This window comes from Streptomyces sp. SLBN-31, assembly GCF_006715395.1.
Taxonomy (GTDB): domain Bacteria; phylum Actinomycetota; class Actinomycetes; order Streptomycetales; family Streptomycetaceae; genus Streptomyces.
In genome coordinates this window covers 3,792,725-3,817,157 of record NZ_VFNC01000002.1, presented here as the reverse complement: position 1 = coordinate 3,817,157, position 24,433 = coordinate 3,792,725, and the positions used below count along the sequence as shown (strand labels likewise).

Sequence of the window (24,433 nt, the reverse complement as noted above, 5' to 3'; positions counted from 1 at the left end):
CGGGTGAGCGCGGCACCTCAGGGGTGTGAGGAGCCGCGCCACCGGCCACGGACGGCCCGCGGCCGCCCCTCGACGGTCAGCCGCCGTCCGCCCGTCGCACCGCGCTCACCCGCTCGCTCTCGATCCGCCTGGCCAGAGCCTCCTCGCCCAGCCGGTCCAGGTTCCGGCACAGCACCACGGACCCCCCGGTGGCGAGCGGCCCGTACAGCCCGGCGTTCAGCCCGTCCCAGGTGTCGTACGACAGCCCCGACAGGATCCGGCAGCCGGGCCCGGTGAGCCCCAGCCCCGTCGCCTCCTCCCGGGCCCGCTCCACGACCTCGGCCGCGCTGAACTCCCGCCCGGCCACGATCAGCGCCGGCTCCGCGGGGTCCACCGGCGCGAACGGCGCGAACCGGTCGCCCTGCCCCGGCACCTCGACGGCATAGTCGACGAAGCCGTCCGGGGTCCGCGGGAACCGCCCGCCCAGCGGCCGGAGCGCGAGCGCGACCCGCTCACCCCGGCACGCCCGCGCGGCCTCCAGCGTGTCGGGCCCGCTCACCACCACGTCGGCCGCGCCCGCGTTCCCGTCCATGTCCGCCACGACCCCCACCGACGCGCACGCCAGCAACCACACGGCCGTCTGCCAGTGCGCCGGCAGCAGCAGGGCGACCCGGTCGCCCGGCGAGGCCGCGAGGTCGCCCTGGAGGAGATTCGCGGTCTTGGCCACCCAATTGGCGAAGGTGGCCACGGACAGTTCGACACGCTCGCCCGTGGCGTCGTCGTAGAAGGTGACCAGGGGGCGTCCGGGGTCGGCGGCGAGCGCGGAAGACAGCAGGTCGGCGGGGGTGCGATCGGTGGCGTTCACCCGCGCAAGCGTACGCGGGCACCACCCCGCGCGGCGCGCGGTGGCACCACCGGTTCGGCGGAACGGCAGCCGACGGCCCGTCAGCTCCCGAATGGACAGACAAATATGACCATGTCCAACATCAGGGACATGCGTGGATTCCTTGCCTCCTCCCTCGCCTCCTCGATCGGCGTCACCTGCGCGGCCGCCCTCGTCCTCCCGCTCGCCCCGCCCGCGGTCGCGGCGTCGCCGAGCGGAGCGAACAGCGGAGCCAGACCCGCGCCGCCGGCGGTCCGACAGGCCGCCCAGGACACCTCCTCCGTCCCCGGCAGCACCCAGTCCCTTCCCCTCGCCCCCCTCACCCGCGACCGCGTCATCGGCCCGGCCGTCCCCGAACAGGGCCTGTCCCGCGACCACGTACGGCACTTCTCGCTCGTCGGTGTCGTCTGGGACGACCCGGACGTCACGCTGCACGGCCGCGTCCAGGTCCGCACCCGTGTGGCCGGCACCGGCACCTGGTCCGGCTGGCAGGACCTGCAGACGCACAACGACGACGACGCCGACCCGGACGCCGCCGAGCGCACCTCCGGACACGTCCGCGGCTCCACCGCACCGCTGTGGGTGGGCGATTCCGACGGCGTCGACGTCCGCGTACGCGCCGAGGGCGAACGCCGTACGGACGAGACCGCCCGCGGCACCCGCACCGTGACCGCCTTCGCCGCGCTCCCCGCCGGACTCCGCCTCGAACTGGTGGACCCCGGCTCCCAGGCGGCGCCGCGCGCCGTGCCCCCGCCCGCCCGGGGCGGCATCGAGGCCGACACCCCAGACGCCTTCGGCGCCCGCGGCCTCGGCGCCGGGTCGCTGACCGCCTCCGCCGCCAACGCCGAGCTCGCCCCGCTCGGTGCCACGGAGATCCCGGCGCTGGGCAGGGCCGCGACGGAAAGCGAACAACGCACCCTGCGGGGTGCCGAGTTGACGGAGGTCCAGCGGGCCAACCCCTTCATCGGGCCGCGCCCGCGCATCATCACGCGCCGCGGCTGGGGCGCCAACGAGAGCCTGCGCGAGCGCGGGTTCGTCTACACGAAGAAGGTCAAGGCGGCCTTCGTGCACCACACGGCCTCCGGCAACGGGTACCGCTGTTCACAGGCTGCCTCGGTCATCCGCGGTATCTACCGCTACCACGTCAAGAGCATGGGCTGGCGGGACATCGGCTACAACTTCCTCGTCGACAAGTGCGGAAGCATCTACGAGGGCCGCGCCGGGGGTGTGGCCAAGCCCGTACTGGGCGCGCACACCCGCGGTTTCAACACCAACAGCATGGGGATCGCGGTCCTCGGAACCTTCGGCTCCGCGAAGCCGCCGGCTGCGGCCCTCAAGGCCATCGCCCGGCTCACCGCCTGGAAGCTCGGTCTGTACGGAGCCAACCCGCGCGGCAAGACATATCTGAAGTCGGGCGGTGGCAATCTCTACCGAAAGGGAAAGAACGTACTCATGAATGTGATCTCCGGGCATCGTGACGGTTTCGCCACGGACTGCCCGGGCCGGCAGCTCTACCGCAAGCTCGGCACCGCCCGCACGACCGCCGCCCGCTACCAGGGCAGGTGAGGCGGGGCCAGAGGGTCGCATTCACCGCCGTCGGGGGACGAGGGGCGGAACCACGAAACACCGCCGAGCCGTCGAAGGCGTCGCACGACGATCTGCATACACTGGCCGGCCGAAGGACATTTCGGCCGGTCCCGGCAGGAAGCAGAGACGACAGGTGACAGAAGCGATCCTCCTGGTCGGCGGCAAGGGAACGCGGCTGCGTCCGCTCACGGTGCACACGCCGAAGCCCATGGTCCGGGCGGCGGGCGTCCCCTTCCTCACACACCAACTGGCGAGAGCCAGAGCGGCGGGCGTGGAGCACATCGTCCTCGCCACCTCCTACCTGGCCGAGGTCTTCGAACCGTACTTCGGCGACGGCTCCTCGCTGGGCCTGCACATCGAGTACGTGACCGAAGAAGAGCCTCTGGGCACCGGCGGCGCCATCCGCAACGTCGCCGCCCGCCTCCACTCCGGCCCGGACGACCCGGTGCTGATCTTCAACGGCGACATCCTGACCGGGCTGGACATCCGCCGGCTGGTGCGGACCCACGAGACCTCCGGAGCGGACGTCTCCCTGCACCTGACGAAGGTCACGGACCCGCGCGCCTACGGCCTGGTCCCCACCGACGACACCGGCCGCGTCCTCGCCTTCCTGGAGAAGCCGCAGACCCCCGAGGAGATCGTCACCGACCAGATCAACGCCGGGGCGTACGTCTTCCGCCGCTCGGTGATCGACACAATCCCGGCGGGCCGCCCCGTCTCGGTGGAGCGCGAGACGTTCCCCGGTCTGCTGTCCGCCGGAGCCCACCTCCAGGGCATGGTCGACTCCACCTACTGGCTGGACCTGGGCACCCCGGCCGCCTTCGTACGGGGCTCGGCGGACCTGGTCCTCGGCCGCGCCCCGTCGCCCGCCGTCCCCGGCCGCTGCGGCGACCGCCTCGTCCTGCCCACGGCCAGGGTCGCCCCCGACGCCAAGCTGACCGGCGGCACGGTCGTCGGCGAGGGCGCCTTCGTCGCCGAGGGCGCCCGCGTCTTCGGCTCGACCATCCTGCCCGGCGCCGTCATCGAACCCGGCGCGGTCATCACCGACTCCCTCATCGGCACCCGCGCCCGCGTGGGCGAACGCTCCGTCCTCACCGGCACGGTCATCGGCGACGGCGCGATCATCGGCCCCGACAACGAACTCCGCGACGGAGTCCGAGTCTGGTGCGACGCCCGAATCCCAGCAGGAGCGCTCCGCTTCTCATCGGACCAGTAGCTGCGGCGCGGCACGGCTGGCGCGTGCGCACATCACTTGCCCGGTCCGGCGGTCCGGCTGGGCGCCGGCCCAGGCGACTCGGCTTGTCCGGGTGCGGCTGGGTGCGGGCCCGCTCATTCAGGTGATCCGACGGTCCGGGCTGGGCGCAGGCCCGCCGATTCAGCCCGTCCGGCGTTTGAGGACCAGGCCCGTTCAGGGCCGACGGGGGTCCAGGGGGCGGAGCCCCCTGGACCTGGAGCTGACGGCACCGCCCCTCACAACTTCCCGATGTCCCCGCGAGGCATCTTCGGCGCCCGCCGAGCCAGCGTACGCCCACTCAGCAGAATCAACCGAGCGGCCCGATGCCGCTGCCCGGCATAAGGCTCCAGCAGCTTCAGCATGACGCCGTCGTCCGCATCCCGATCCCCGGCAAGCGCCCACCCCACGATCCCCGGCAGATGCAGATCCCCCACGGTCACCGCATCCGCCGCCCCATGACTGCGCTGCACGACCTCCGCCGACGTCCACGGCCCGATCCCCGGCACGACCTCCAACCGCGCCTGCGCCTTCTCGGGCGACATCCCGACGGCCTCCTCCAGCCGTCCCGCGACCCGAACAGCGCGCAGGATGGTCGACGCCCTCTTGTTGTCGACGCCCGCCCGATGCCACTCCCACGACGGGATCAACGCCCATGTCCGCGGAGCCGGCATCACCCACAGCCGCCCCCCGGCCGCGGGCCCGGGTGCCGGCTCCCCGAACTTCCGCACCAGCGACCGCCACGCCCGATACGCCTCGTCGGTCGTGACCTTCTGCTCCAGCACGGACGGGATCAACGACTCGAGCACCAGCCCGGTCCGCGTCAGCCGCAGCCCCCGCCGCCGGTGCCACGCCGACGCCACGACCCGGTGCCGGGGCACGAACGCCTCCGGCTCGTCGGCACCGCCCAGCAGCTCGGGCAACCGGTCCAGCAGCCACTCGGCGCCGGACCCCCAGGCCTCCCCGCGCACGGCCCCGCCCGCCACGGAGACCCGCAGCGTCCCGGGCCCGAGGGGCGTGAGGGTGGCCCGCCACACCGACCCGTCGGGCATGGCCCGGAACGTCGGATCGCCGGGCCCGCGCCGCAGCGGCCCCAGCACCAGCCCGAGGTCGAGCGGCCCGTCGGGCACCACGGTCCGTACCCGTCCGCCCGCCTCGGCCTGCCGGGGCACCCCCGCGGGCACGCCGACATGCCCGCCCCGCACGGTCGTACGAGTGGGCCGCGGAGAAAACCGTCCTGCCACGAAAGTTGTCCTAGAGGTCCCTGGGTGTCCCCACGAGGGTAGGCGCAGTCACGCGCCCCTCACCGCACCTCGATGAAAGCGTCCGCCTCCCGGGCCGGCCGGGGCCTCGGTTCCTCCGCCGGATGTCCGATCGCCACCGCTCCCATCGGGTCCCAGCCCTCGGGCAGTCCCAGCACCTCGCGCACCACGTCCCGGCAGAACATCGTGGACGACACCCATGCCGAACCCAGCCGCTCCCCGGCCAGCGCGACCAGGAAGTTCTGCACGCCGGCGCCCGCGGCGACCACGAACATCTCCCGCTCGGCCGCGTCCCGCCGCGCGTCCCCGTACGTGTGCGACCCGTCCATCACCAGGCACGGCACGACCAGATACGGCGCGTTGCGCAGCACGTCGCCGCGCCGCACCCGCTTGGCGATGGACTCCTCGCTCTTGCCGTCGCGCCGCAGATCACTGATCCACGCCTCCCGCATGGCGTCCAGCAGCCGGACCCGTGACTCCTCGGACTCCAGCAGCACGAACCGCCACGGCGTTGTGTGATGCGGCGCCGGCGCGGTGACCGCCAGCGCGACCGCCCGCCGCACCGCCCCGGGGTCGACGGGCTCGTCGGTGAAGGCCCGTACGGTACGCCGCTGGGCCACCGCCTCCCGTACCGCCTCCGAGGTCCCCAGCCGGAACATGTCGTCGCGCGCGCCGCGCACCATGGCCCGCGCCCCCTCCCCGTGCTCGTCGGCCACGACATGCGGCAGCCCGCGCACGACGGCGACCGGCCTGCCGGCCGCCTTGCCCTTGACCAGGTCGCCGGCGGCGGCGAGTTCGTCGGCCGTGGCCACGACGGTCGCGCCCAGCGGATTGCCGTGCGCGTCCGTGCCCCCGCGCAGATCGTCCAGCACCCGCACCCCGGCGGTGCCGATCGCGACATCGGTGAGACCGGAGCGCCAGGGCCGCCCGAAGGTGTCCGTGACGACGACGCCCACCCGCACGCCGAGGGCGTCCCGCAGGCCGTCGCGGATCGCTCGGGCGGAGGCGTCGGGGTCCTCGGGCAGCAGGAGCACGGTGCCCGCGGGGGTGTTGGAGGCGTCGACCCCGGCCGCGGCCATGACCAGGCCCTGCCGGTTCTCGACGATCCGGAGCGCCCCGCGCCGCGCCACGACCCGCACGGTCTCGGCGTCGATCGCCGCCTCCCGGTCGTCGGCCGCGACGAGGCGCCCCTCGGCCTTGGAGACGATCTTCGAGGTGATCAGCAGCACGTCCCCGTCGGCCAGCCCCGGCTCGGTGTCTGCGATCAGCTTGGCGAGGTCGTCCCCGCGCTGCACCTCGGGCAGTCCCGGCACGGCCCAGACGCGGTACCCGTCGGCAGACGCTGCGCTCAAGACTCCCGCACCTCCTCGGCCAGCGTCAGCGCCTCCCGCGCCATCCGCGCGGTCGCGTCCACGTCGGTCATCATCAGCGGCACCGCGCGGCACCGGATGCCCGCCGACTCCACGCGCTGCACGGCGTCCGCGTCCCGGGTGTCGACGAGCCAGCCGTCGAGCAGTCCGGAGCCGTAGTGCTCGGCCACCGCCGCGGCACTCGACTCCACTCCCACGGCCGCGAGCACCTTGTCGGCCATGCCCCGCACGGGCGCGTCCCCGACGATGGGGGACAGGCCCACGACCGGTACCCCGGCGTCGGCGATCGCCTCCCGGATGCCGGGCACGGCGAGGATGGTGCCCACCGACACGACCGGGTTGGACGGCGGGAACAGCACGACGTCCGCCTCGGCGATCGCCTCCAGTACACCCGGCGCCGGCTTCGCCTGCTCGGCGCCCACCGGCACCACCGCCTCGGCCGGCACCGAGGCCCGCAGCCGCACCCAGTACTCCTGGAAGTGGACCGCCTTGCGCTCCCCGTCCACCTCCACGGCCACGTGCGTCTCGACGCGGTCGTCGGTCATCGGGATCAGCCGTACGCCCGGCTTCCACCGGTCGCACAGGGCCTGCGTCACCGCGCTGAGCGGATATCCGGCGCCGATCATCTGGGTCCGCACGATGTGCGTGGCGAAGTCGCGGTCGCCGAGCCCGAACCACTCCGGGCCGACGCCGTACGCCCCGAGCTCCTCCTTCAGATGGAAGGTCTCGTCGGCCCGTCCCCAGCCCTGCTCCTCGTTGATGCCGCCGCCGAGCGTGTACATCACCGTGTCGAGGTCCGGGCAGACCTTCAGCCCGAAGAGGTGGATGTCGTCCCCGGTGTTGCCGATGACGGTGATGTCCGCGTCCGGCGCGGCCTTCTTCAGACCGCGCAGGAACCGGGCACCACCGATGCCGCCTGCCAGAACCACGATGCGCATGTCTCTCAGTGTTGCAGGCGGGTACGACAACGCGTCAGGCAGTCACCGGACGCGTCCGCGCCGCCGGCTCGGTCCGCGCCTCGCAGTGCGGGGACGTGTGCATCGGCATGTCGGTCAGTCCGGGGTAGTAGATGTGCAGGCTTATGGCCGGCTCCAGCGTGTCGTTGACGACCTCGTGCACATAGCCCGGCGCGAACACGCGCTGCGCACCGGCCGCCAGCGCGCGCGTGCCCCGCTCGGTCCGCTCGGTCAGCGTCCCCTCCAGCACGGTCAGCACGCCCGACGAACGCCCGTGGTCGTGCAGTCCGCTGCCCTGGCCCGGCACCCAGGACAGCAGCCACACCTCGTAGCCGGGGCCCGTACGCAGCCGGTGGTACCAGCGGGTCGTGGCGTCGTAGCGGACGAGGTGCTCCCACTCGGAGCGGTCCGCGGCGACGGAGCGGGCGAGACCCACGAACTCGGCCACGGTGGCCGGGTGCTCGCGCGGCGGCTGCAGCAGGTGCGGGACCTCGAGGATGTCGCCGGCGATCTGGAGGTCGTTGTCGCTGTTCATGGGTGCGGTGGTTCCTCGGTGAAAGAAGGTCAGAGGGAACGAGCAGCGGGGGAGAAACACGAAACCGAGCCGCGGGGGCGACTCGGTCTCAGCTGGAGCGATCGGGCAGGCTCAACAGCTGGAACAGCAACAGCTACAGCGAGCGCGGGCAGCACCGTGGGACCCGGCGGTGCGGATCGAGGTCGGTGCCAAGTTCGCGAGCATGCCCACAAGCACACCGGTTCACACCTTCACTGTCAACTCGACACCCGGTATGTGGGACGGGTTTCACCTCATCCGGTCCATCTGGGTGATGAAAGGTTTGTTCAGAGGGGGACCGGGACACAAGGCGCACAACCGCGCGCTCAGGCCTCGTTGCGATCCCGTGATCCGAACGTGATCCGGTTTGCTTCGTGGGGCGCGTGGAACGGGATCGAACATCCGGGCGTCCTTTCCCGTAGAGGCTCCGCAATGGGTCCAAGGCCCTCCCGGGCCTCGTCCGCGTGTCAAGGTTTATGCCGATTTGAACACTTTCCGCATGGCCTTGGTTCCGCAGAGTGAATAAGGGGCCCAATAGCAGATCTCGGCTTGACTCGCCCGGAGCAGCACACTTGTAATTTCACTCGTGTCGTTCAGCCGGAATCGGTAACGGCTACATCACGGGGACGCGAAAGACAGACGAGGGGCGCACATGACCGAGCTGGTGCAGCAACTGCTGGTCGACGACGCGGACGAGGAACTCGGCTGGCAGGAGCGCGCGCTGTGCGCCCAGACCGACCCCGAGTCCTTCTTCCCCGAGAAGGGCGGCTCCACCCGGGAGGCCAAGAAGGTCTGCCTCGCCTGCGAGGTGCGCTCCGAGTGCCTCGAGTACGCCCTCGCCAACGACGAGCGCTTCGGCATCTGGGGCGGTCTGTCCGAACGCGAGCGGCGCAGGCTGAAGAAGGCGGCCGTCTGACCCCGAACCCTCCGCTCCACATCCAACGAACGGCCCGTCGCAAGTGGGTTATCCACAGGCGGCGGGCCGCCCTGCTGCCCAGCCGATAGTGTGGTCGCTCGTCCGAGACGCCTCGCCGCCCCCAAGGGCCACAGACGTCCACCGCAGTCCATCGAACCGGGGCCCGTACCTCGATGTCCGTGCACAGCCACACGGCAGCCCACGACTCCGCTGCCACTCCAGAGTTCCCGCGTCACGTGGTGACGGCGGTGCTCGTCTCCCACGACGGCGCCCGCTGGCTGCCCGACGCGCTCGCCGGGCTGCTCGGCCAGGAGCGCCCCGTCCAGAACGTGGTGGCGGCCGACACCGGCAGCGCGGACGCCTCCGCCCAGCTGGTCACCGAGGCCCTCGGCGCCGACCGCGTGCTGCACCTCGCCCGCCGCACCGGCTTCGGCCAGGCCGTCGAGGAGGCGGTGCGGACCGCGCCCGTGCTGACCCCGGAGGAGCTGCCGTACCTGAAGCGGCCGAGCGGCTGGGACCCCGTCACGCGCACCTGGCGCGACGACGCCTACGACATGCCGGAACTGCCCCACGGGGAGCCGGTCCAGTGGCTGTGGCTGCTGCACGACGACTGCGCCCCGGACCCCGACGCCCTGGCCCAGCTGCTGCGGGTCGTGGAGAACGAACTGGAGCTCGGCCGCGACGACGTGGCGGTCGTCGGCCCCAAACTGCGCGGCTGGTACGACAGAAGGCAGCTGCTGGAGGTCGGTGTCTCCATCGCCCACTCCGGCCGCCGCTGGACCGGCCTTGACCGCCGCGAGCAGGACCAGGGCCAGCACGACCACGTCCGCCCGGTGCTGTCGGTGTCCACCGCCGGCATGCTGATCCGGCGCGATGTCTTCGAGCGGCTCGGCGGTTTCGACAAGCGGCTGCCGCTGATGCGCGACGACGTCGACCTGTGCTGGCGCGCCACCGCCGCCGGGCAGCGCGTCCTGATCGCCCCCGAGGCGGTCGTACGGCACGCCGAGGCCGCCTCCCGGGAACGCCGCACCGTCGACTGCGTGGGCCGCAGCGCCGCCTCCCCGCACATGGTCGACAAGGCCGGCGCCGTCTACACCCTGTTCGTCAACTCGCGCACAGCCGTCCTGCCGTGGGTGCTGCTGCGCGTCGTGTTCGGCACGCTCCTGCGCACCCTCGCCTATCTCGTCGGCAAGGTCCCCGGACAGGCCGTCGACGAGATCCGCGGCCTGCTGGGCACCCTGCTGCGGCCCGAGCGGATCATCGCCGGCCGGCGCAGACGCGGCGCCCCGCAGATCGACAAGGGAGAACTGCGCGCCCTGTTCCCGCCGCCCGGCGCGACCGTGCGCGCCACCATCGAACAGGTCGCCGGCAACTTCTTCAGCGACTCCGACGCCGACGCCACCTCCGGCGCCGGACGGCACGGCGGCGCCGTCGAGTCCGGGCCGGGCGGGGACGACGCCGACTTCCTGGAGATCGAGCAGTTCGCCCGGCTCAAGCGCATCGCCCGCAAGCCCGGCCCGATGCTCTTCCTGGTGCTGCTGTTCGTCTCCCTCGTCGCCTGCCGCGCCCTGCTCGGCGGCGGCGCCCTCGCGGGCGGCGCCCTGCTGCCCGCCCCGGCCGACGCCGGTGAACTGTGGTCGCGCTACACCGACTCCTGGCACGCCGTCGGCGCCGGTGGAACCCCGTCCGCGCCGCCGTACCTGGCGATCGTGGCGGCGCTGGCCTCCGTGCTGTTCGGCTCGACCGGACTCGCGGTGACGGTCCTGCTCGTCGGCTCGGTGCCCCTGGCGGGCTTCACCGCCTACTTCGCCTCCCGCCCGCTCGTCGAGTCGCGCCTGCTGCGCGCGTGGGCGGCCGTGGTCTACGCCTTCCTGCCCGCCGCCACCGGCGCGCTCGCCGGCGGCCGCATCGGCACCGCCGTCCTCGCCGTCCTGCTGCCGCTCATCGCGCGCGCGGGCGTCGCCGCGAGCGGTGTCACGAACGCCTCGGGAGCCCGCGGCAGCTGGCGCGCCACCTGGGCGTACGCACTGCTGCTGACCATCACCACGGCCTTCACGCCGATCGTGTGGCCGATCGCGCTGATCCTCGGCATCGCGGTACTGGTGCTGCGCCGCGCCGACATCACCGCCTACGGCCTGCGCTTCCTGGCCCAGCTCGGCTCGCCCCTCCTGGTGCTCGCGCCCTGGTCCCTGACGCTGCTGCCGTTCGGCTTCTTCAAGGAGGCCGGGCTCGGCTACGGCCCCTCGGCCGCCACCGCGCTCGACCTGCTCGGCATGAGCCCCGGCGGGCCCGGCACGGTCGACGGGCTGATGCTCATCGGCGTCGTGCTGGCCGCGCTGGCCGCCCTGATGCGCTCGGAACGCCAGTCCGCGATCCGGGCGGCCTGGGCGGTCGCCCTGGTGGGTCTGGTCTTCGCCGTGCTGTCCAACCGGTCCACCTGGGCCGGCCCGGCCACCCTCGTCTACGGCATCGCCCTGCTCGCCGCCGCCGCACTCGGCGCCGACGGCGCACGCGCGCGTGTGGCCGAGCAGAGCTTCGGCTGGCGCCAGCCGGTGGCCGCGCTGATCGCCTTCGCCTCGCTCGCCGGCCCGCTGCTGGTCGCCGCGGGCTGGATGATCCGCGGCGCCGACGGACCGGTGGAGCGACGCGACCCCACACAGGTGCCCGCGTTCGTCGCCGAGGAGAGCGGTACCAGCGACCAGGCCCGCACCCTCGTCCTGGACAGCGACTCCGCCGCCCACGTCGGATACACCCTGGTCCGCGGCTCCGGGGCCCGTCTGGGCGACGCCGAGGCCGCCGCGGCCGACGGCGAGAACAGCGCGCTCGACAAGGTCGTCGCCAACCTGGTCGCCGGCTCCGGCGCCGACCAGTCCGACCAGCTCGGCAAGTTCGCCGTGCGCTACGTCCTGGTGCACAAGGGCGCCCCGCGCGAGGTCACCCGCGTCCTGGACGCCACCCCGGGCCTGTCCCGCCTCAGCCAGCAGGACGGCAGCGCCCTGTGGCGGGTCGACCACGAGGTCGCCCGCGCGACGATCGTGACCGCCTCGGGCTCCGGCACCCCGCGGCCCGTGGCCGCCGGCCCCGTCGACATCCACACCACCGTCCCGGCCGGCGCCGACGGCCGCGTCCTGCGGCTGGCCGACACCGCCGCCGAGGGCTGGACGGCAACCCTGGACGGCAGGCCGCTGACCCGCACCACCGTCGACGGCTGGGCCCAGGGCTTCGAACTGCGCTCCTCCGGCGGCAGGCTGGACGTCACCTACGACGACCCGGTCACCCACACCGCCTGGCTGTGGGCGCAGGGCTCCCTCGCCGTCGTCCTCGTGATCATGGCCCTGCCCGGCCGGCGCCGCGACGTCGACGACGACCTCCCCGAGGAGCCGTCGATCCCCGCCCAGGCCGTCGCGGGCGAGGGCCGCCGCGCCCGCCGCCTGCGCGCCCAGACTGAGGCCGAGGAAGGCGCGCCGGAGGAGGAGTTCCCGGCCCCTGCCGAGGAGGAGACACCGGTCGCGGTCCCGCAGCAGCAGTCGTACGGGGACTGGGACCAGGCGAGTTACCAGGGCGCCGCGTACGACCCCTATGGCAACGAGCAGTACCAGGGCGCCCAGCAGTACCCGGCGGGCGAGTACGACCAGACGTACCAGGCGGACCCGTACCAGTCAGGCCAGTACGACCCGTACGCCTACGGCAACTCCCAGGGCGCGTACGACCAGACGTACGACCCGACGGCCTATCAGCAGCAGGGCTACGACCCCGGGTACGACCCGGCGCAGCAGCAGCATCCGCACGCCCCTGAGCGCCCCGACGGGAGCCAGCAGTGAACCGCACCACCCTCTCCCTGATCGCCGGCACGGCCGCCCTCGCCGCCATCACGGGCATCGCCTCGCTCACCGCGCCGGGCGCCTCCGGCGCGCACACCGCCAAGGCGGCCGCCGAACTGCCCGTGGAGCGCACCACGTTGCTGTGCCCAGAGCCCAGCGCCTCCGACCTAGCCGACACGTCGTACACCTCGTACACGCCCCTCACCAAGGGCACGGCGGGCGACGGCAAGGCCGAACTCCAGGCCGCGACCGAGCAGTCGGACGGCGCGACGAGCGGTGGCAAGGGCACGAAGGACAAGAAGGGCAAGGGCAAGAAGACGGCCGCCAAGCCGGTCCTCACGCCCAAGGAGCCCGGCACCCCGGTCACGGGTGACACCTCCGGTGCCGACACGCCCGCGCTGATCGGCACCGCCGAGGGCAAGTTCGCGCCCGGCTGGGCGGTGCAGGAGACCACCGAGGTCGCGGCGGGCACCGGACGCGGTCTGCTGGGCGTCAACTGCACCGCGCCGGACACGGAGTTCTGGTTCCCCGGCGCCAGCACGGCCGCCGACCGCACCGACTACGTCCACCTGACCAACCCGGACGACTCGGCCGCCGTCGTCGACATCGAGCTCTACGGCAAGGACGGTGTCCTGAAGTCGACGGTGGGGGAGGGCGTCACCGTCGCGCCGCACTCCAGCGACCCGGTCCTGCTGTCCACGCTGACCGACGAGAAGCAGACCGACCTCACCGTGCACGTGAACGTGCGCAGCGGGCGGGTGGGCGCCGCCGTGCAGGCCCTGGACGACAAGACGGGCGGCGACTGGCTGGCCGCCGCCGCCGACGCGGCGGGCAGCCTCGTCCTGCCCGGCATCCCCAAGGACGCCACGGCGGTCCGTCTGATCGCCTTCACGGCGGGCGACACGGACGCCGACCTGAAGGTGCGCCTCGCCTCCCCGTCCGGGCCGATCACGCCCGCCGGCAACGAGACGCTGCACGTCAAGGCAGGGATGACGAGCGCGGTCGACCTCGGTGCCGTCACCCGCGGCGAGGCGGGCTCGCTGGTCCTGACCCCCACGAACCGGTCGGTGCCGGTCGTGGCGGCACTGAAGGTCGTACGCGGCAAGCCCGGCAAGCAGGAGACGGCGTTCCTCCCGGCCACGGCCCCGGTCGGCACGCGCGCGACGTCTGCGGACAACAGCGGCAAGGGCTCCACCCTGTCGATCACGGCGCCGACCCGCACCGCCCGGGTGAAGGTCACCGCGTCCGCCGGCAGCGACGGCGGCTCGGCGGTGTCGAAGACGTACACCGTCAAGGCCGGTACCACCCAGGACGTCGACGCCCCGGTGCCGAACGGCGCGAAGGGCACGTACGCGCTGACGGTCGAGACGCTCTCGGGCGGCCCGGTGTACGCGTCCCGGACGCTGTCCGCCACGGAGGGCGGCGTCCCCGGCTTCACGATCCAGACGCTGCCGGACGACCGGGGGCTGGTGTCGGTGCCGCAGGCGGACGAGGACCTCTCCGTCCTGCAGAAGTGAGCGCGGCCGGCGGGGCTCAGTCCTCGCCGTACCGCGGGTCCACCGTCTCCGGGGTCAGCCCCAGCAACTCGGCGACCTGTTCCACGACGACCTCGTGCACCAGGGCGGCCCGCTCGTCGCGCCCCTTGGTGCGGATCTCCACCGGCCGCCGGTAGACGACCACGCGCGCGGGGCGTCCGTCGTGCGCGGAGATCGTGCCGCCCAGAGGCACCGCCTCGTCGTTCCACGTCTGCCCGGGCCCGTCCAGCCGCGGCACCTCGAGGACCAGGAAATCGATGTCGGCGAGCTGTGGCCAGCGCCGCTCCAGCCGCTCCACGGAGTCCTGGACCAGGTCCGCGAACAGGTCGGCGCGGCTCGCGGCGAGCGGCACCTGGGGCGGTGCGATCGGGCCGCGCATGCCCCGGCCGTGGCGGTCACGACGGCGGGGCCCGGGGCGGCCGGCGGCACGGTGCGGTACGGGGTTGTCCATCACTGGTGAAGCGTAGTCCCCGCCGAGCCCGCCCGCCCGGCCCCACACGGCATCCCGGACGCCGTTCGGCCACCGGCGACGGCATGTCACAGGTTGACCATTCCAGCCAAGGTTGGGCTCGATTCCGTATCTCTCCGAGACCGTCGACGTCGAGGCAAATGACGGTGTTTGTACGGAGTGTTGATCGGACGGCCGGTCGCGCGACGGCGTGCGGGCGGGGCGTCCGCCCAGGTCAGCAAGGTGTGGCGAAAGGGGCGTGTGGGGTGATTCACACCCCGACACGGTGGAGTGACCTGGTGGAGAGTCGTCGCGGCCCGCTCAAGAGTGCGGTACCGTCCAACGTCGTGAGCCCTGTACGTCGCTGTTCGCGCACCGCCTGCGGCCGACCCGCCGTCGCGACGCTGACGTACGTCTACGCCGACTCGACCGCGGTCCTCGGCCCGCTCGCCACCTATGCCGAACCCCACTGCTACGACCTGTGCGCCGAGCACTCCGAGCGCCTGACCGCGCCGCGCGGCTGGGAGGTCGTCCGGCTCCTCGACGGCTCCGCCCCGGCCCGGCCGAGCGGCGACGACCTGGAGGCGCTTGCCAACGCGGTGCGCGAGGCGGCCCGTCCGCAGGAGCGAGCGGCCGGGGCCGGTGGCGGGGCACGCTCGGCGGACCCCATGGAGGTCGCGCGCCGCGGCCACCTGCGGGTGCTGCGCTCGCCGGACAACTGATCCGCGTTCCCACGCGTGCGTCATCGAAGCGAGTGAGTCGCGTTCACCGACGCGATTGATGCATGTGCCGATGCGGGTGGTGCACGGCCATTGACGCGGACTTGGCGCGGACACGACCATTCCGTAAGCCGAAGTGAGAAATCGCTTTCCGCATGGCGGAATCGGGGAGGCGCCCGTGTACGTCCAGAAACTCGAACCCGTCGCCGGCTCGCTCGGCCTGTCCGCCCTCGTCGCCGCCCTGCCCCTGGTGATCGTCCTGATCCTGCTCGGCGGCGTCCGCATGAAAGCCCACCTCGCGGGCCTGACAGGCCTTCTGGCGGCCGTTCTGGTCGCCCGGCTCGCCTACGGCATGCCCCTCGGCCAGACGCTCTCCAGCGCCGCCCAGGGCGCCGTCTTCGGCCTCTTCCCCATCCTGTGGATCGTCGTCAACGCCCTCTGGGTGTACCGGATGACCGTCCGCACCCGGCACTTCGACATCCTGCGCCGCTCCTTCGGGCGTCTCTCCGACGACCCGCGCATCCAGGCGCTCGTCGTCGCCTTCTGCTTCGGCGCGCTCCTGGAGGCACTCGCCGGCTTCGGCGCGCCGGTCGCGATCTGCTCGGTCATGCTCGTCGCCCTCGGCTTCGACCCGGTGCGCGCCGCCGTGGTCGCCCTGGTGGCCAACACCGCGCCGGTCGCCTTCGGCGCCATGGGCACACCGGTCGTGACGCTCGCTCAGGTCACCGGGCTGCCGCTGGACACCGTGGCCTCGGTGGTGGGCCGTCAGACGCCGCTGCTCGCCCTCGTGGTGCCGCTCGTGCTGGTGTGGCTGGTGGACGCGCGGCGCGGGCTGCGCGAGACCTGGGTGCCGGCCCTGGTGTGCGGAGTCGCCTTCGCCGTCGCCCAGTTCGCCGCCTCCAACTACGTCTCCGCGCAACTCGCCGACATCGCCGCCTCACTGGCGGGCGCGGGCGCTCTGGTCGCCGTACCGCACGCGCGCGTGGCCGCCGCCGAGGAGGTACGCGCGTCCGTGCTGACCGGTGCGCGCAGCGAGGAGCTCGACGAGCAGGACCCGCGCCACGAGGTCGTGCGCGCCTACGCCCCGTACGCCCTGATCGTCGTGATCTTCTCGGTCGCTCAGATCCCCGCGGTCAAGGACTGGCTGGCCGGGGCCACACAGACGTACGACTGGCCCTTCCTGGACGTCGTCGCCCCGAACGGCGAACCGGTCGGCGGCAACGTCTTCACCTGGCAGGTCGTGTCCACCGGCGGCACCCTCGTGCTGCTCGCCGGGCTGTGCACGGCCGCCGTACTCGGGGTGCACGCGCGCGTGGCCGTCAGGGAGTGGCTGGCGACCGTGCACGAACTTCGCTTCGCGATCCTGACCGTCACCTCCGTGCTGGCCCTCGCCTACGTCATGAACCTCTCCGGACAGGCCGCGACCATCGGCCACTTCGTGGCGGCCGCGGGCGCCGGGCTGGCCTTCCTGTCGCCGGTCCTCGGCTGGTTCGGCGTGGCCGTCTCCGGCTCGGACACCTCGGCGAACGCCCTCTTCGGGGCCCTGCAGGTCACCGCCGCCCGCGAGTCGGGGCTGTCGCCCGAACTACTGGCGGCGGCCAACAGCTCCGGCGGCGTCCTGGGCAAGATGATCTCGCCCCAGAATCTCACCATCGCGTGCGCGGCCGTGGGCCTCGCCGGCCGCGAGGGAGACCTGCTGCGCAAGGTGCTGCCCTGGAGCGCGGGGCTGCTGCTGGTGATGTGCGTGATCGTCGTCGGCCAGAGCTCGCCGGTTCTGGAGTGGATGCTGCCCTGAGCGTTCTTACCCTGCTCTGACCTGAGGTTACGACTGCGGCATCCGCTCGGCGTCCGCGCACCGCACGGCCATCCGGTACGGGTAGTTTGGGGCCACCGACAGGACTCCAGGAGGGTTGGCCGTGGCTGCTGATCTGTCACAGATCGTGAAGGCGTACGACGTGCGCGGGGTGGTCCCGGACCAGTGGGACGAGTCACTGGCCGAACTCTTCGGGGCGGCCTTCGTCCAGGTGACCCGGGCGCGTGCCATCGTCGTCGGCCACGACATGCGGCCCTCGTCCCCCGGCCTGTCGCGGGCCTTCGCGCGCGGGGCGGCCGGGCAGGGCGCCGACGTGACCGAGATCGGCCTGTGCTCGACCGACCAGCTGTACTACGCCTCCGGCGCGCTGAACCTGCCAGGCGCGATGTTCACGGCCTCGCACAACCCGGCGCGGTACAACGGCATCAAGCTGTGCCGGGCCGGCGCGGCGCCGGTCGGCCAGGACACGGGCCTGTCCGAGATCCGCGAACTCGCCGAGCGATGGATGGACTCGGGCGCTCCGCAGCAGGCCGCGGACCCGGGAACGATCACCCGGCGCGACACGTTGTCGGACTACGCGGCCCACCTCCGCTCCCTCGTCGACCTGACCTCCGTCCGCCCTATGAAGGTCGTCGTCGACGCGGGCAACGGCATGGGCGGCCACACCGTCCCCACGGTGTTCGACGGCCTGCCCCTGACCGTCGTCCCGATGTACTTCGAACTCGACGGCACGTTCCCCAACCACGAGGCGAACCCCCTGGACCCGGCGAACCTCGTCGACCTGCAGCAGCGGGTCCGCGCGGAGGGCGCCGACCTCGGCCTCGCCTTCGACGGCGACGCCGACCGCTGCTTCGTGGTCGACGAGCGCGGCGAGCCCGTCTCCCCGTCCGCCGTCACGGCGCTCGTGGCCGCACGCGAACTGGCGAGGAACGGCGGCAAGGGCGTCATCATCCACAACCTGATCACCTCGTGGTCGGTCCCCGAGGTGGTCCGGGAGCACGGCGGCACCCCCGTCCGCACCAGGGTCGGCCACTCCTTCATCAAGGCCGAGATGGCCACCTCCGGCGCGATCTTCGGCGGCGAGCACTCGGCCCACTACTACTTCAAGGACTTCTGGAACGCCGACACCGGCATGCTGGCGGCCCTGCACGTCCTCGCGGCCCTGGGTGGCCAGGACGGCCCGCTGTCCGCCCTCGTCGCCGAGTACGACCGCTACGTGGGCTCGGGCGAGATCAACTCCACGGTCGCCGACCAGGCGGACCGCGTGGCCGCCATCAAGGCCGCGTACGCCGGCCGCGAGGACATCACCCTGGACGAGCTCGACGGCCTGACGGTCACCTCAACCGACTGGTGGTTCAACGTCCGCCCGTCCAACACCGAACCCCTCCTCCGCCTCAACGCGGAGGCCCGCGACGAGGCGACGATGAGGAAGGTACGGGACGAGGCGCTGGCGATCATCCGGGCGTGAACGCTCTTCGGCCCGTCCGGCGGACCCGACAAGGCCGTCCGGCGTTCGAGGACGAGGGGCGGTTCAGGGCCGACGGGGGTCCAGGGGGCAGACCCCTCCACCCACCCCGCCCCAACCCCGCCGAGCCGCCCCCCACGGCGGTACCCTGACCAGGCACATCCGCACAAGGCGCCGCACAGGCACCCGCACGCGTACCCCGAAGGGACACCCCATGCCGCTGGAATCCGGCCTCCTGGAGATCCTCGCCTGCCCGGCCTGCCACGCCTCCCTCAAGGAGCAGGACACCGAGCTGATCTGCACAGGCCAGGACTGCGGCCTGGCCTACCCCGTCCGCGACGGCATCCCCGTCCTCCTCGTCGACGAGGCCCGCCGCCCCGCGTGACACAGGGGGCATTGCCTCACCCGCGCGGCACTTGCCGAGGCACCGCCTCACCCGCGCGGCCCGCCCCGAGGCCCTGCCCCACCCGCGCGGCCCGCCCTGAGGCACCGCCGACCCAGCAGACCCCACATCTGGACACCGTCCGCCGCACGCACCCCCCAAGCCCGCCGTCCTCAGGGACCGGCGATCGGAGGCTGCCGCCCCATGCTCGACGAATCGCTGCTCGACACCCCCGAGGCCCTCTCCGAGGCCGACCGCCGCGGCCTTCTGCGCGGCGCCGCCGAAGCGGGCGCCCGGGTCCGCACCGCCGCCCGGCACGCAGCCGAGGCAGGCGTCAACGACCTCAAGCCGGACGGCCGCCCCCGCGCCGTCCTCATCGCGGGCCCCGGCGCCGCGGCCATCTGCGCCGCCGACCTCCTCGGCACCCTCGCCGGCCCCGGCAGCCCCGTCATCCGCCTCGCACCCACCGGCGTGGCCCCCGCGGCAGGCGCACTGCGCTGGGAACTCCCGGGCTGGGCCGGTTCGGTCGACCTGCTCCTGATCACCACCCCCGACGGCAGCGAGCCGGGCCTGTCCCTGCTCGCCGACGCGGCCTACCGCCGCGGCTGCGCCGTCGTCGCGGTCGCCCCCTCCCACACCCCGCTCGTGGAGGCGGTGGCCGGCGCCCACGGCCTCTTCGTACCGATGGCGACGGCCCCGTACGAGCAGGACGAACCGCTCGCCGCGTCCGCCCCCGGCGTGCTGTGGGCGCTGCTCACACCCCTCCTCGCGCTGCTGGACCGCACCGGCCTGCTCTCCGCCCCGCCGGACGCCGTCGAAAAGGTCGCCGACCGCCTCGACCAGGTCGCCGAGCGCTGCGGCCCCGCCATCGCGACCTACAGCAACCCCGCCAAGACGCTCGCCGCCGAACTCGCCGACGCCCTGCCGGTCGTCTGGACCGAAGGCGTCTCCGCGGGCCCCGCCGGCCGCCGGTTCGCCGCGGCCCTCGCCGAGCTCTCCGGCACCCCCGCCGTCGTCGCCGAGCTCCCCGAGGCCCTCGCCGCGCACAGCGCGCTGCTCGCCGGACCGCTCGCCGCGAGCGCCGACCCGGACGACTTCTTCCGCGACCGGGTGGAGGAACCGCCCGCTCTGCACGCGCGCGTGGTGCTGCTGCGCGACCGACCGATCGGCGGCCTCACCGCCGCCCCGGCCGCCCGCGACCTGGCCCTCAGCCACGACACACCGATCAGCGAACTCGAGCCGGAGGCCGGCGACGAGCTGGAGACCCTCGCCGAACTGATCGCCATCACGGATTTCGCCGCCGTTTACCTGGCGCTCGCCTCAGGGGCCTGATCTTGACGCCTGCGCACTGAGAACAGCCGCACACGCACGCGCGTACCGATCGACCGGCAGAGAGAACCGCATGGACCGCCTGGACAACACCATCCGCCCCTACGCCTGGGGTTCCACCACCGCCATCCCCGCCCTCCTCGGAGTCGAACCGAGCGGTGAACCCCAGGCGGAGCTGTGGATGGGCGCCCACCCCGGTGCCCCCTCGCGCACCGCACGCGGCACCCTGGTGGAGGTGATCGACGCGGCCCCGGAGCGGGAACTGGGCTCCGCGGCCGTCGCCAAGTTCGGCCCCCACCTGCCCTTCCTCCTCAAGGTCCTCGCCGCGGGAGCCCCGCTCTCCCTCCAGGTCCACCCCGACCTGGCGCAGGCCAAGGAGGGTTACGAGGACGAGGAGCGCCGGGGCATCCCCGTCGACGCCCCCCACCGCAACTACAAGGACGCCAACCACAAGCCCGAACTGATCTGCGCGCTCACCGAGTTCGACGGCCTGTGCGGCTTCCGTGATCCGCTGCAGGCGGCCGAACTGCTCGACGGCCTCGGTGTCGACTCCCTCAAGCCCTACGTCGACCTGCTCCACGCCCACCCCGAGGACGCGGCCCTGCGCGAGGTCCTCACGGCGATCCTCACCGCCGACCCCGGGGAGATGCGCCACACGGTCACCGAGGCCGCGTCCGCCTGCACCCGCCTGGGCGGCGCGTACGCCCCCTACGCCGACATCGCCCACCATTACCCGGGCGATCCAGGCGTGATCGCCGCGATGCTCCTCAATCACGTGCGTCTGCAGCCCGGCGAGGCGCTCTTCCTCGGCGCCGGCATCCCGCACGCCTACCTCAACGGCCTCGGCGTCGAGATCATGGCCAACTCCGACAACGTCCTGCGCTGCGGCCTCACCCCCAAGCACGTCGACGTCCCCGAACTCCTGCGCATCGTCCGCTTCGAGGCGAGCGACCCGGGCGTCCTGCGCCCCGAGGCCTCCCCGGACGGCGAGGAGGTCTACGACACCCCGATCGACGAGTTCCGGCTTTCGCGGTACGTGCTTCCCAAGGGCGGTACGACGCACGACCTCACCCGCGAGACCCCGCAGATCCTGCTGTGCACGGCCGGTTCGGTGCGAGCGGGGGAGGAGCAACTGACCCCAGGCACATCCGTGTTCGTCCCCGCAGGCGAGAAGGCAGAGGTGTCCGGGGCGGGAACGGTCTTCCGGGCCACTGTGATCGTATGACCGGGGTTGTGGGTACCTGACGCGCTGTCGCCGGTCCGGGCTGCAAGAATGGCCCACCGGCAAAGGACGGGCAAAGGCCTGGACGGCGTACACGTACGAAGGCGAAGGGACAACGCGGACACATGAGCGCGTCAGGCGGCACCAGGGCGATCGTGGCGGCACTCGGCGCCAACCTCGCGATCGCGGCATCGAAGTTCGTGGCGTTCGCGTTCAGTGGCTCGTCCTCGATGCTCGCCGAGGGCGTCCACTCCCTCGCCGACTCCGGCAACCAGTTCCTGCTGCTGGTCGGCGGCAAGAAGGCCCAGCGCGAGGCGACCCCGCAGCACCCCTTCGGCTACGGCCGCGAGCGGTACATCTACGCCTTCCTGGTGTCCATCGTCCTGTTCTCGATCGGCGGCATGTTCGCCATCTACGAGGGCTACGAGAAGATCCGCCACCCGCACGAAGTGGAGCACTGGTACTGGCCGGTGGGCGTCCTCGTCTTCGCGATCATCGCCGAGGGCTACTCCTTCAGGACGGCCATCAAGGAGTCCAACGAACTGCGCGGCAAGCTGTCCTGGTCGCAGTTCATCCGCCGCGCCAAGGCGCCCGAGCTGCCCGTCGTCCTGCTGGAGGACTTCGGCGCGCTGATCGGTCTGGTCCTCGCCCTCGGCGGCGTCGGCCTGGCCCTGCTCACCGGCGACGGCGTCTGGGACGGCATCGGCACGGTCTGCATCGGCATCCTGCTCGTCTCCATCGCCCTCGTCCTCGCCGCCGAGACCAAGTCGCTCCTGCTCGGCGAGGCCGCGGGCGTCGAGGACGTCAAGAAGATCGAGACCGCCGTCGTCGACGGCGAGACGGTCACCGGCATCATCCACATGCGCACGCTCCACCTCGGCCCCGAGGAACTCCTGATCGCCGCCAAGATCGCCGTCCAGCACGACGACACGGCCGCCGAGATCGCCTTCGCCATCAACGCCGCCGAGGCCCGCATCCGCGCCGCTGTCCCCATCGCCCGCGTGATCTACCTCGAGCCCGACATCTACAGCGACGCCGAGGCCGCCAAGGGCCCGGACCGGGAGGCGACGCCAGGAGGCCCCGCCGCCCACCCGGCCGGCCACTGACGGGTTCGGCCCCCCTTTTCCGGACCGCGATCGGCTCGATCTGTTCGGAGGTGGACTGGGGTGCTCGGCCCGGCCGGTGTAGCTTGGGGTGGAGCCAGACGTCGCTGCTGATGGCGGTCGGGCGGTCCCACCGCGGACCGACCGAGGGAGAGAGGGCCTCCGACGGACTGCGCTGCGCGTACGCGGGCATGCCTGTGTCCTCTTCTCGGGCACCCCTGTGTCCGCCGCCGCGCAGACCAGCCGTACCCACCTCGCCCCAACCCCGAGGAGCAGCTCGCAATGACGACTGTCGAAAACCGACAGGACTTCAAGGTCGCCGACCTCTCCCTGGCCGAGTTCGGCCGCAAGGAGATCACCCTCGCCGAGCACGAGATGCCCGGCCTGATGGCGATCCGCAAGGAGTACGCCGAGGCCCAGCCGCTGGCCGGCGCCCGCGTCACCGGCTCCCTGCACATGACCGTGCAGACCGCCGTCCTCATCGAGACCCTGGCTGCCCTGGGCGCCGAGGTCCGCTGGGCGTCCTGCAACATCTTCTCCACCCAGGACCACGCGGCCGCCGCCATCGCCGTCGGCCCGAACGGCACGCCCGACAACCCGCAGGGCATCCCGGTCTTCGCCTGGAAGGGCGAGACGCTGGAGGAGTACTGGTGGTGCACCGAGCAGGCGCTGACCTGGCCGGACAGCCCCACCGGCGGCCCGAACATGATCCTCGACGACGGCGGTGACGCCACCCTCCTCGTCCACAAGGGCGTCGAGTACGAGAAGGCCGGCGCCGTCCCCGCCCTGGACACCGCCGAGTCCGACGAGCACCGCGTCATCCTCCAGCTGCTCCACCGCACCCTGGGCGAGAACCCCCAGAAGTGGACCCAGCTGGCATCGGAGATCCGGGGCGTGACGGAGGAGACCACGACCGGTGTCCACCGCCTGTACGAGATGCAGCGCGAGGGCTCCCTGCTCTTCCCGGCGATCAACGTCAACGACGCCGTGACCAAGTCGAAGTTCGACAACAAGTACGGCTGCCGCCACTCCCTGATCGACGGCATCAACCGCGCCACCGACGTCCTGATCGGCGGCAAGACCGCGGTCGTCTGCGGCTACGGAGACGTCGGCAAGGGCTGCGCGGAGTCGCTGCGCGGTCAGGGCGCCCGCGTGATCGTCACCGAGATCGACCCGATCTGCGCGCTGCAGGCGGCGATGGACGGCTACCAGGTCACGACGCTGGACGAGGTCGTCGACAAGGCCGACATCTTCATCACCACGACCGGCAACAAGGACATCATCATGGCCTCGGACATGGCCAAGATGAAGCACCAGGCCATCGTCGGCAACATCGGCCACTTCGACAACGAGATCGACATGGCCGGCCTCGCCAAGGTCCCCGGCATCGTCAAGGACGAGGTCAAGCCGCAGGTGCACACCTGGACCTTCCCGGACGGCAAGGTGATCATCGTGCTGTCCGAGGGCCGTCTGCTGAACCTGGGCAACGCCACCGGTCACCCGTCGTTCGTGATGTCCAACTCCTTCGCGGACCAGACCCTGGCCCAGATCGAGCTGTTCACCAAGCCCGACGAGTACCCGACCGGCGTATACACGCTGCCCAAGCACCTCGACGAGAAGGTCGCGCGCCTCCACCTGGACGCGCTCGGCGTGAAGCTGACCACGCTCCGTCCCGAGCAGGCCGCGTACATCGGCGTCGAGGTCGAGGGCCCGTACAAGCCCGACCACTACCGCTACTGAGCACCGCCACCGGGTCGGTGGGCCGACGCGCCCACCGCCGGTGAGTCCTCAGAGGCAGGCCCCCGCACCCCCGTGTCGGGGGCCTGCCCCTTCGGCCCCGTGGCCCGTCGGCCGGACCA

The 24,433-nt window shown here is 72.6% G+C and carries 19 protein-coding genes; 13 read left to right on the top strand and 6 right to left on the bottom strand.

Features of this window, described 5'->3' with window-relative positions; genetic code table 11:
* Positions 1-76: 76 nt before the first annotated feature.
* Complete coding sequence (locus tag FBY22_RS37230; RefSeq protein WP_142152353.1) at positions 77-844, bottom strand: TIGR03089 family protein; 768 nt, start codon at positions 842-844, stop codon at positions 77-79.
* Between the two features lie 129 nt (positions 845-973).
* On the opposite strand from FBY22_RS37230, the gene FBY22_RS37225 reads away from it, so the two are divergent.
* Both FBY22_RS37225 and FBY22_RS37220 read left to right on the top strand, forming a co-directional pair.
* Positions 974-2,428 (top strand): peptidoglycan recognition protein, encoded by a 1,455-nt coding sequence (locus FBY22_RS37225; RefSeq protein WP_142152352.1) that lies wholly within the window; start codon positions 974-976, stop codon positions 2,426-2,428.
* 154 nt (positions 2,429-2,582) lie between these two features.
* Positions 2,583-3,665, top strand: coding sequence for a sugar phosphate nucleotidyltransferase (locus FBY22_RS37220; RefSeq protein ID WP_142152351.1), 1,083 nt, complete (start codon positions 2,583-2,585; stop codon positions 3,663-3,665).
* A 254-nt stretch (positions 3,666-3,919) separates the two neighbouring features.
* On the opposite strand, the gene FBY22_RS37210 is transcribed toward FBY22_RS37220, so the two are convergent.
* Genes FBY22_RS37210 through FBY22_RS37195 form a run of 4 tightly spaced genes read right to left on the bottom strand, consistent with a single transcriptional unit; the run spans position 3,920 to position 7,803 of the window.
* Positions 3,920-4,924, bottom strand: a complete 1,005-nt coding sequence (locus tag FBY22_RS37210; protein WP_142152349.1) for a DNA-3-methyladenine glycosylase — start codon at positions 4,922-4,924, stop codon at positions 3,920-3,922.
* 59 nt (positions 4,925-4,983) lie between these two features.
* Positions 4,984-6,294, bottom strand: a complete 1,311-nt coding sequence (locus FBY22_RS37205) for a coenzyme F420-0:L-glutamate ligase (protein ID WP_142152348.1) — start codon at positions 6,292-6,294, stop codon at positions 4,984-4,986.
* A complete protein-coding gene (cofD, locus tag FBY22_RS37200) occupies positions 6,291-7,250 on the bottom strand; it encodes a 2-phospho-L-lactate transferase (RefSeq protein ID WP_142152347.1) in 960 nt (319 codons plus the stop codon). The genes FBY22_RS37205 and cofD overlap by 4 nt, the downstream gene beginning before the upstream one ends.
* A 34-nt stretch (positions 7,251-7,284) precedes the next feature.
* The gene (locus FBY22_RS37195; RefSeq protein ID WP_142152346.1) at positions 7,285-7,803 is read right to left on the bottom strand and encodes a cysteine dioxygenase family protein; all 519 of its coding nucleotides are present in this window, start codon (positions 7,801-7,803) and stop codon (positions 7,285-7,287) included.
* Between the two features lie 670 nt (positions 7,804-8,473).
* Between FBY22_RS37195 and FBY22_RS37185 the strand changes: the two genes are divergently transcribed.
* From FBY22_RS37185 to FBY22_RS37175, 3 genes are all read left to right on the top strand, one after another.
* Entirely contained in the window at positions 8,474-8,737 is a 264-nt protein-coding gene (locus FBY22_RS37185) for a WhiB family transcriptional regulator (protein ID WP_003975777.1), read from the top strand.
* 173 nt (positions 8,738-8,910) lie between these two features.
* Entirely contained in the window at positions 8,911-12,558 is a 3,648-nt protein-coding gene (locus tag FBY22_RS37180; protein ID WP_142152344.1) for a glycosyltransferase, read from the top strand.
* Positions 12,555-14,075: a DUF5719 family protein gene (locus FBY22_RS37175; protein WP_142152343.1), complete on the top strand. Its 1,521-nt coding sequence runs from the start codon at positions 12,555-12,557 to the stop codon at positions 14,073-14,075. Before FBY22_RS37180 ends, FBY22_RS37175 begins: the two co-directional genes overlap by 4 nt.
* Before the next feature lie 16 nt (positions 14,076-14,091).
* Here the strand turns inward: FBY22_RS37175 and FBY22_RS37170 are convergent, their stop codons facing one another.
* Positions 14,092-14,544 carry a metallopeptidase family protein gene (locus tag FBY22_RS37170; protein WP_142152648.1) on the bottom strand — a complete coding sequence of 151 codons (453 nt, stop codon included), beginning with the start codon at positions 14,542-14,544 and terminating at the stop codon, positions 14,092-14,094.
* Positions 14,545-14,840: 296 nt separating this feature from the next.
* Between FBY22_RS37170 and FBY22_RS37165 the strand changes: the two genes are divergently transcribed.
* The 8 genes from FBY22_RS37165 (at position 14,841) to ahcY (ending at position 24,314) form a co-directional block, all read left to right on the top strand.
* Positions 14,841-15,263 (top strand): DUF3499 domain-containing protein, encoded by a 423-nt coding sequence (locus FBY22_RS37165; RefSeq protein WP_142152342.1) that lies wholly within the window; start codon positions 14,841-14,843, stop codon positions 15,261-15,263.
* A 175-nt stretch (positions 15,264-15,438) separates the two neighbouring features.
* Positions 15,439-17,055, top strand: a complete 1,617-nt coding sequence (locus tag FBY22_RS37160; protein ID WP_142152341.1) for an L-lactate permease — start codon at positions 15,439-15,441, stop codon at positions 17,053-17,055.
* Positions 17,056-17,176: 121 nt separating this feature from the next.
* Positions 17,177-18,541 (top strand): phosphomannomutase/phosphoglucomutase, encoded by a 1,365-nt coding sequence (locus FBY22_RS37155; RefSeq protein ID WP_142152340.1) that lies wholly within the window; start codon positions 17,177-17,179, stop codon positions 18,539-18,541.
* A gap of 211 nt (positions 18,542-18,752) precedes the next feature.
* On the top strand, positions 18,753-18,923 hold the full coding sequence (locus FBY22_RS37150; protein ID WP_142152339.1) for a Trm112 family protein: 171 nt from the start codon (positions 18,753-18,755) through the stop codon (positions 18,921-18,923).
* 201 nt (positions 18,924-19,124) lie between these two features.
* Positions 19,125-20,252: an SIS domain-containing protein gene (locus FBY22_RS37145; RefSeq protein WP_142152338.1), complete on the top strand. Its 1,128-nt coding sequence runs from the start codon at positions 19,125-19,127 to the stop codon at positions 20,250-20,252.
* Positions 20,253-20,322: 70 nt separating this feature from the next.
* Positions 20,323-21,474 (top strand): mannose-6-phosphate isomerase, class I, encoded by a 1,152-nt coding sequence (gene manA / locus FBY22_RS37140; RefSeq protein ID WP_142152337.1) that lies wholly within the window; start codon positions 20,323-20,325, stop codon positions 21,472-21,474.
* 122 nt (positions 21,475-21,596) lie between these two features.
* A complete protein-coding gene (locus FBY22_RS37135) occupies positions 21,597-22,577 on the top strand; it encodes a cation diffusion facilitator family transporter (RefSeq protein ID WP_142152336.1) in 981 nt (326 codons plus the stop codon).
* 279 nt (positions 22,578-22,856) lie between these two features.
* The gene (gene ahcY / locus FBY22_RS37130) at positions 22,857-24,314 is read left to right on the top strand and encodes an adenosylhomocysteinase (protein WP_142152335.1); all 1,458 of its coding nucleotides are present in this window, start codon (positions 22,857-22,859) and stop codon (positions 24,312-24,314) included.
* The last annotated feature ends 119 nt before the right edge of the window (positions 24,315-24,433 follow it).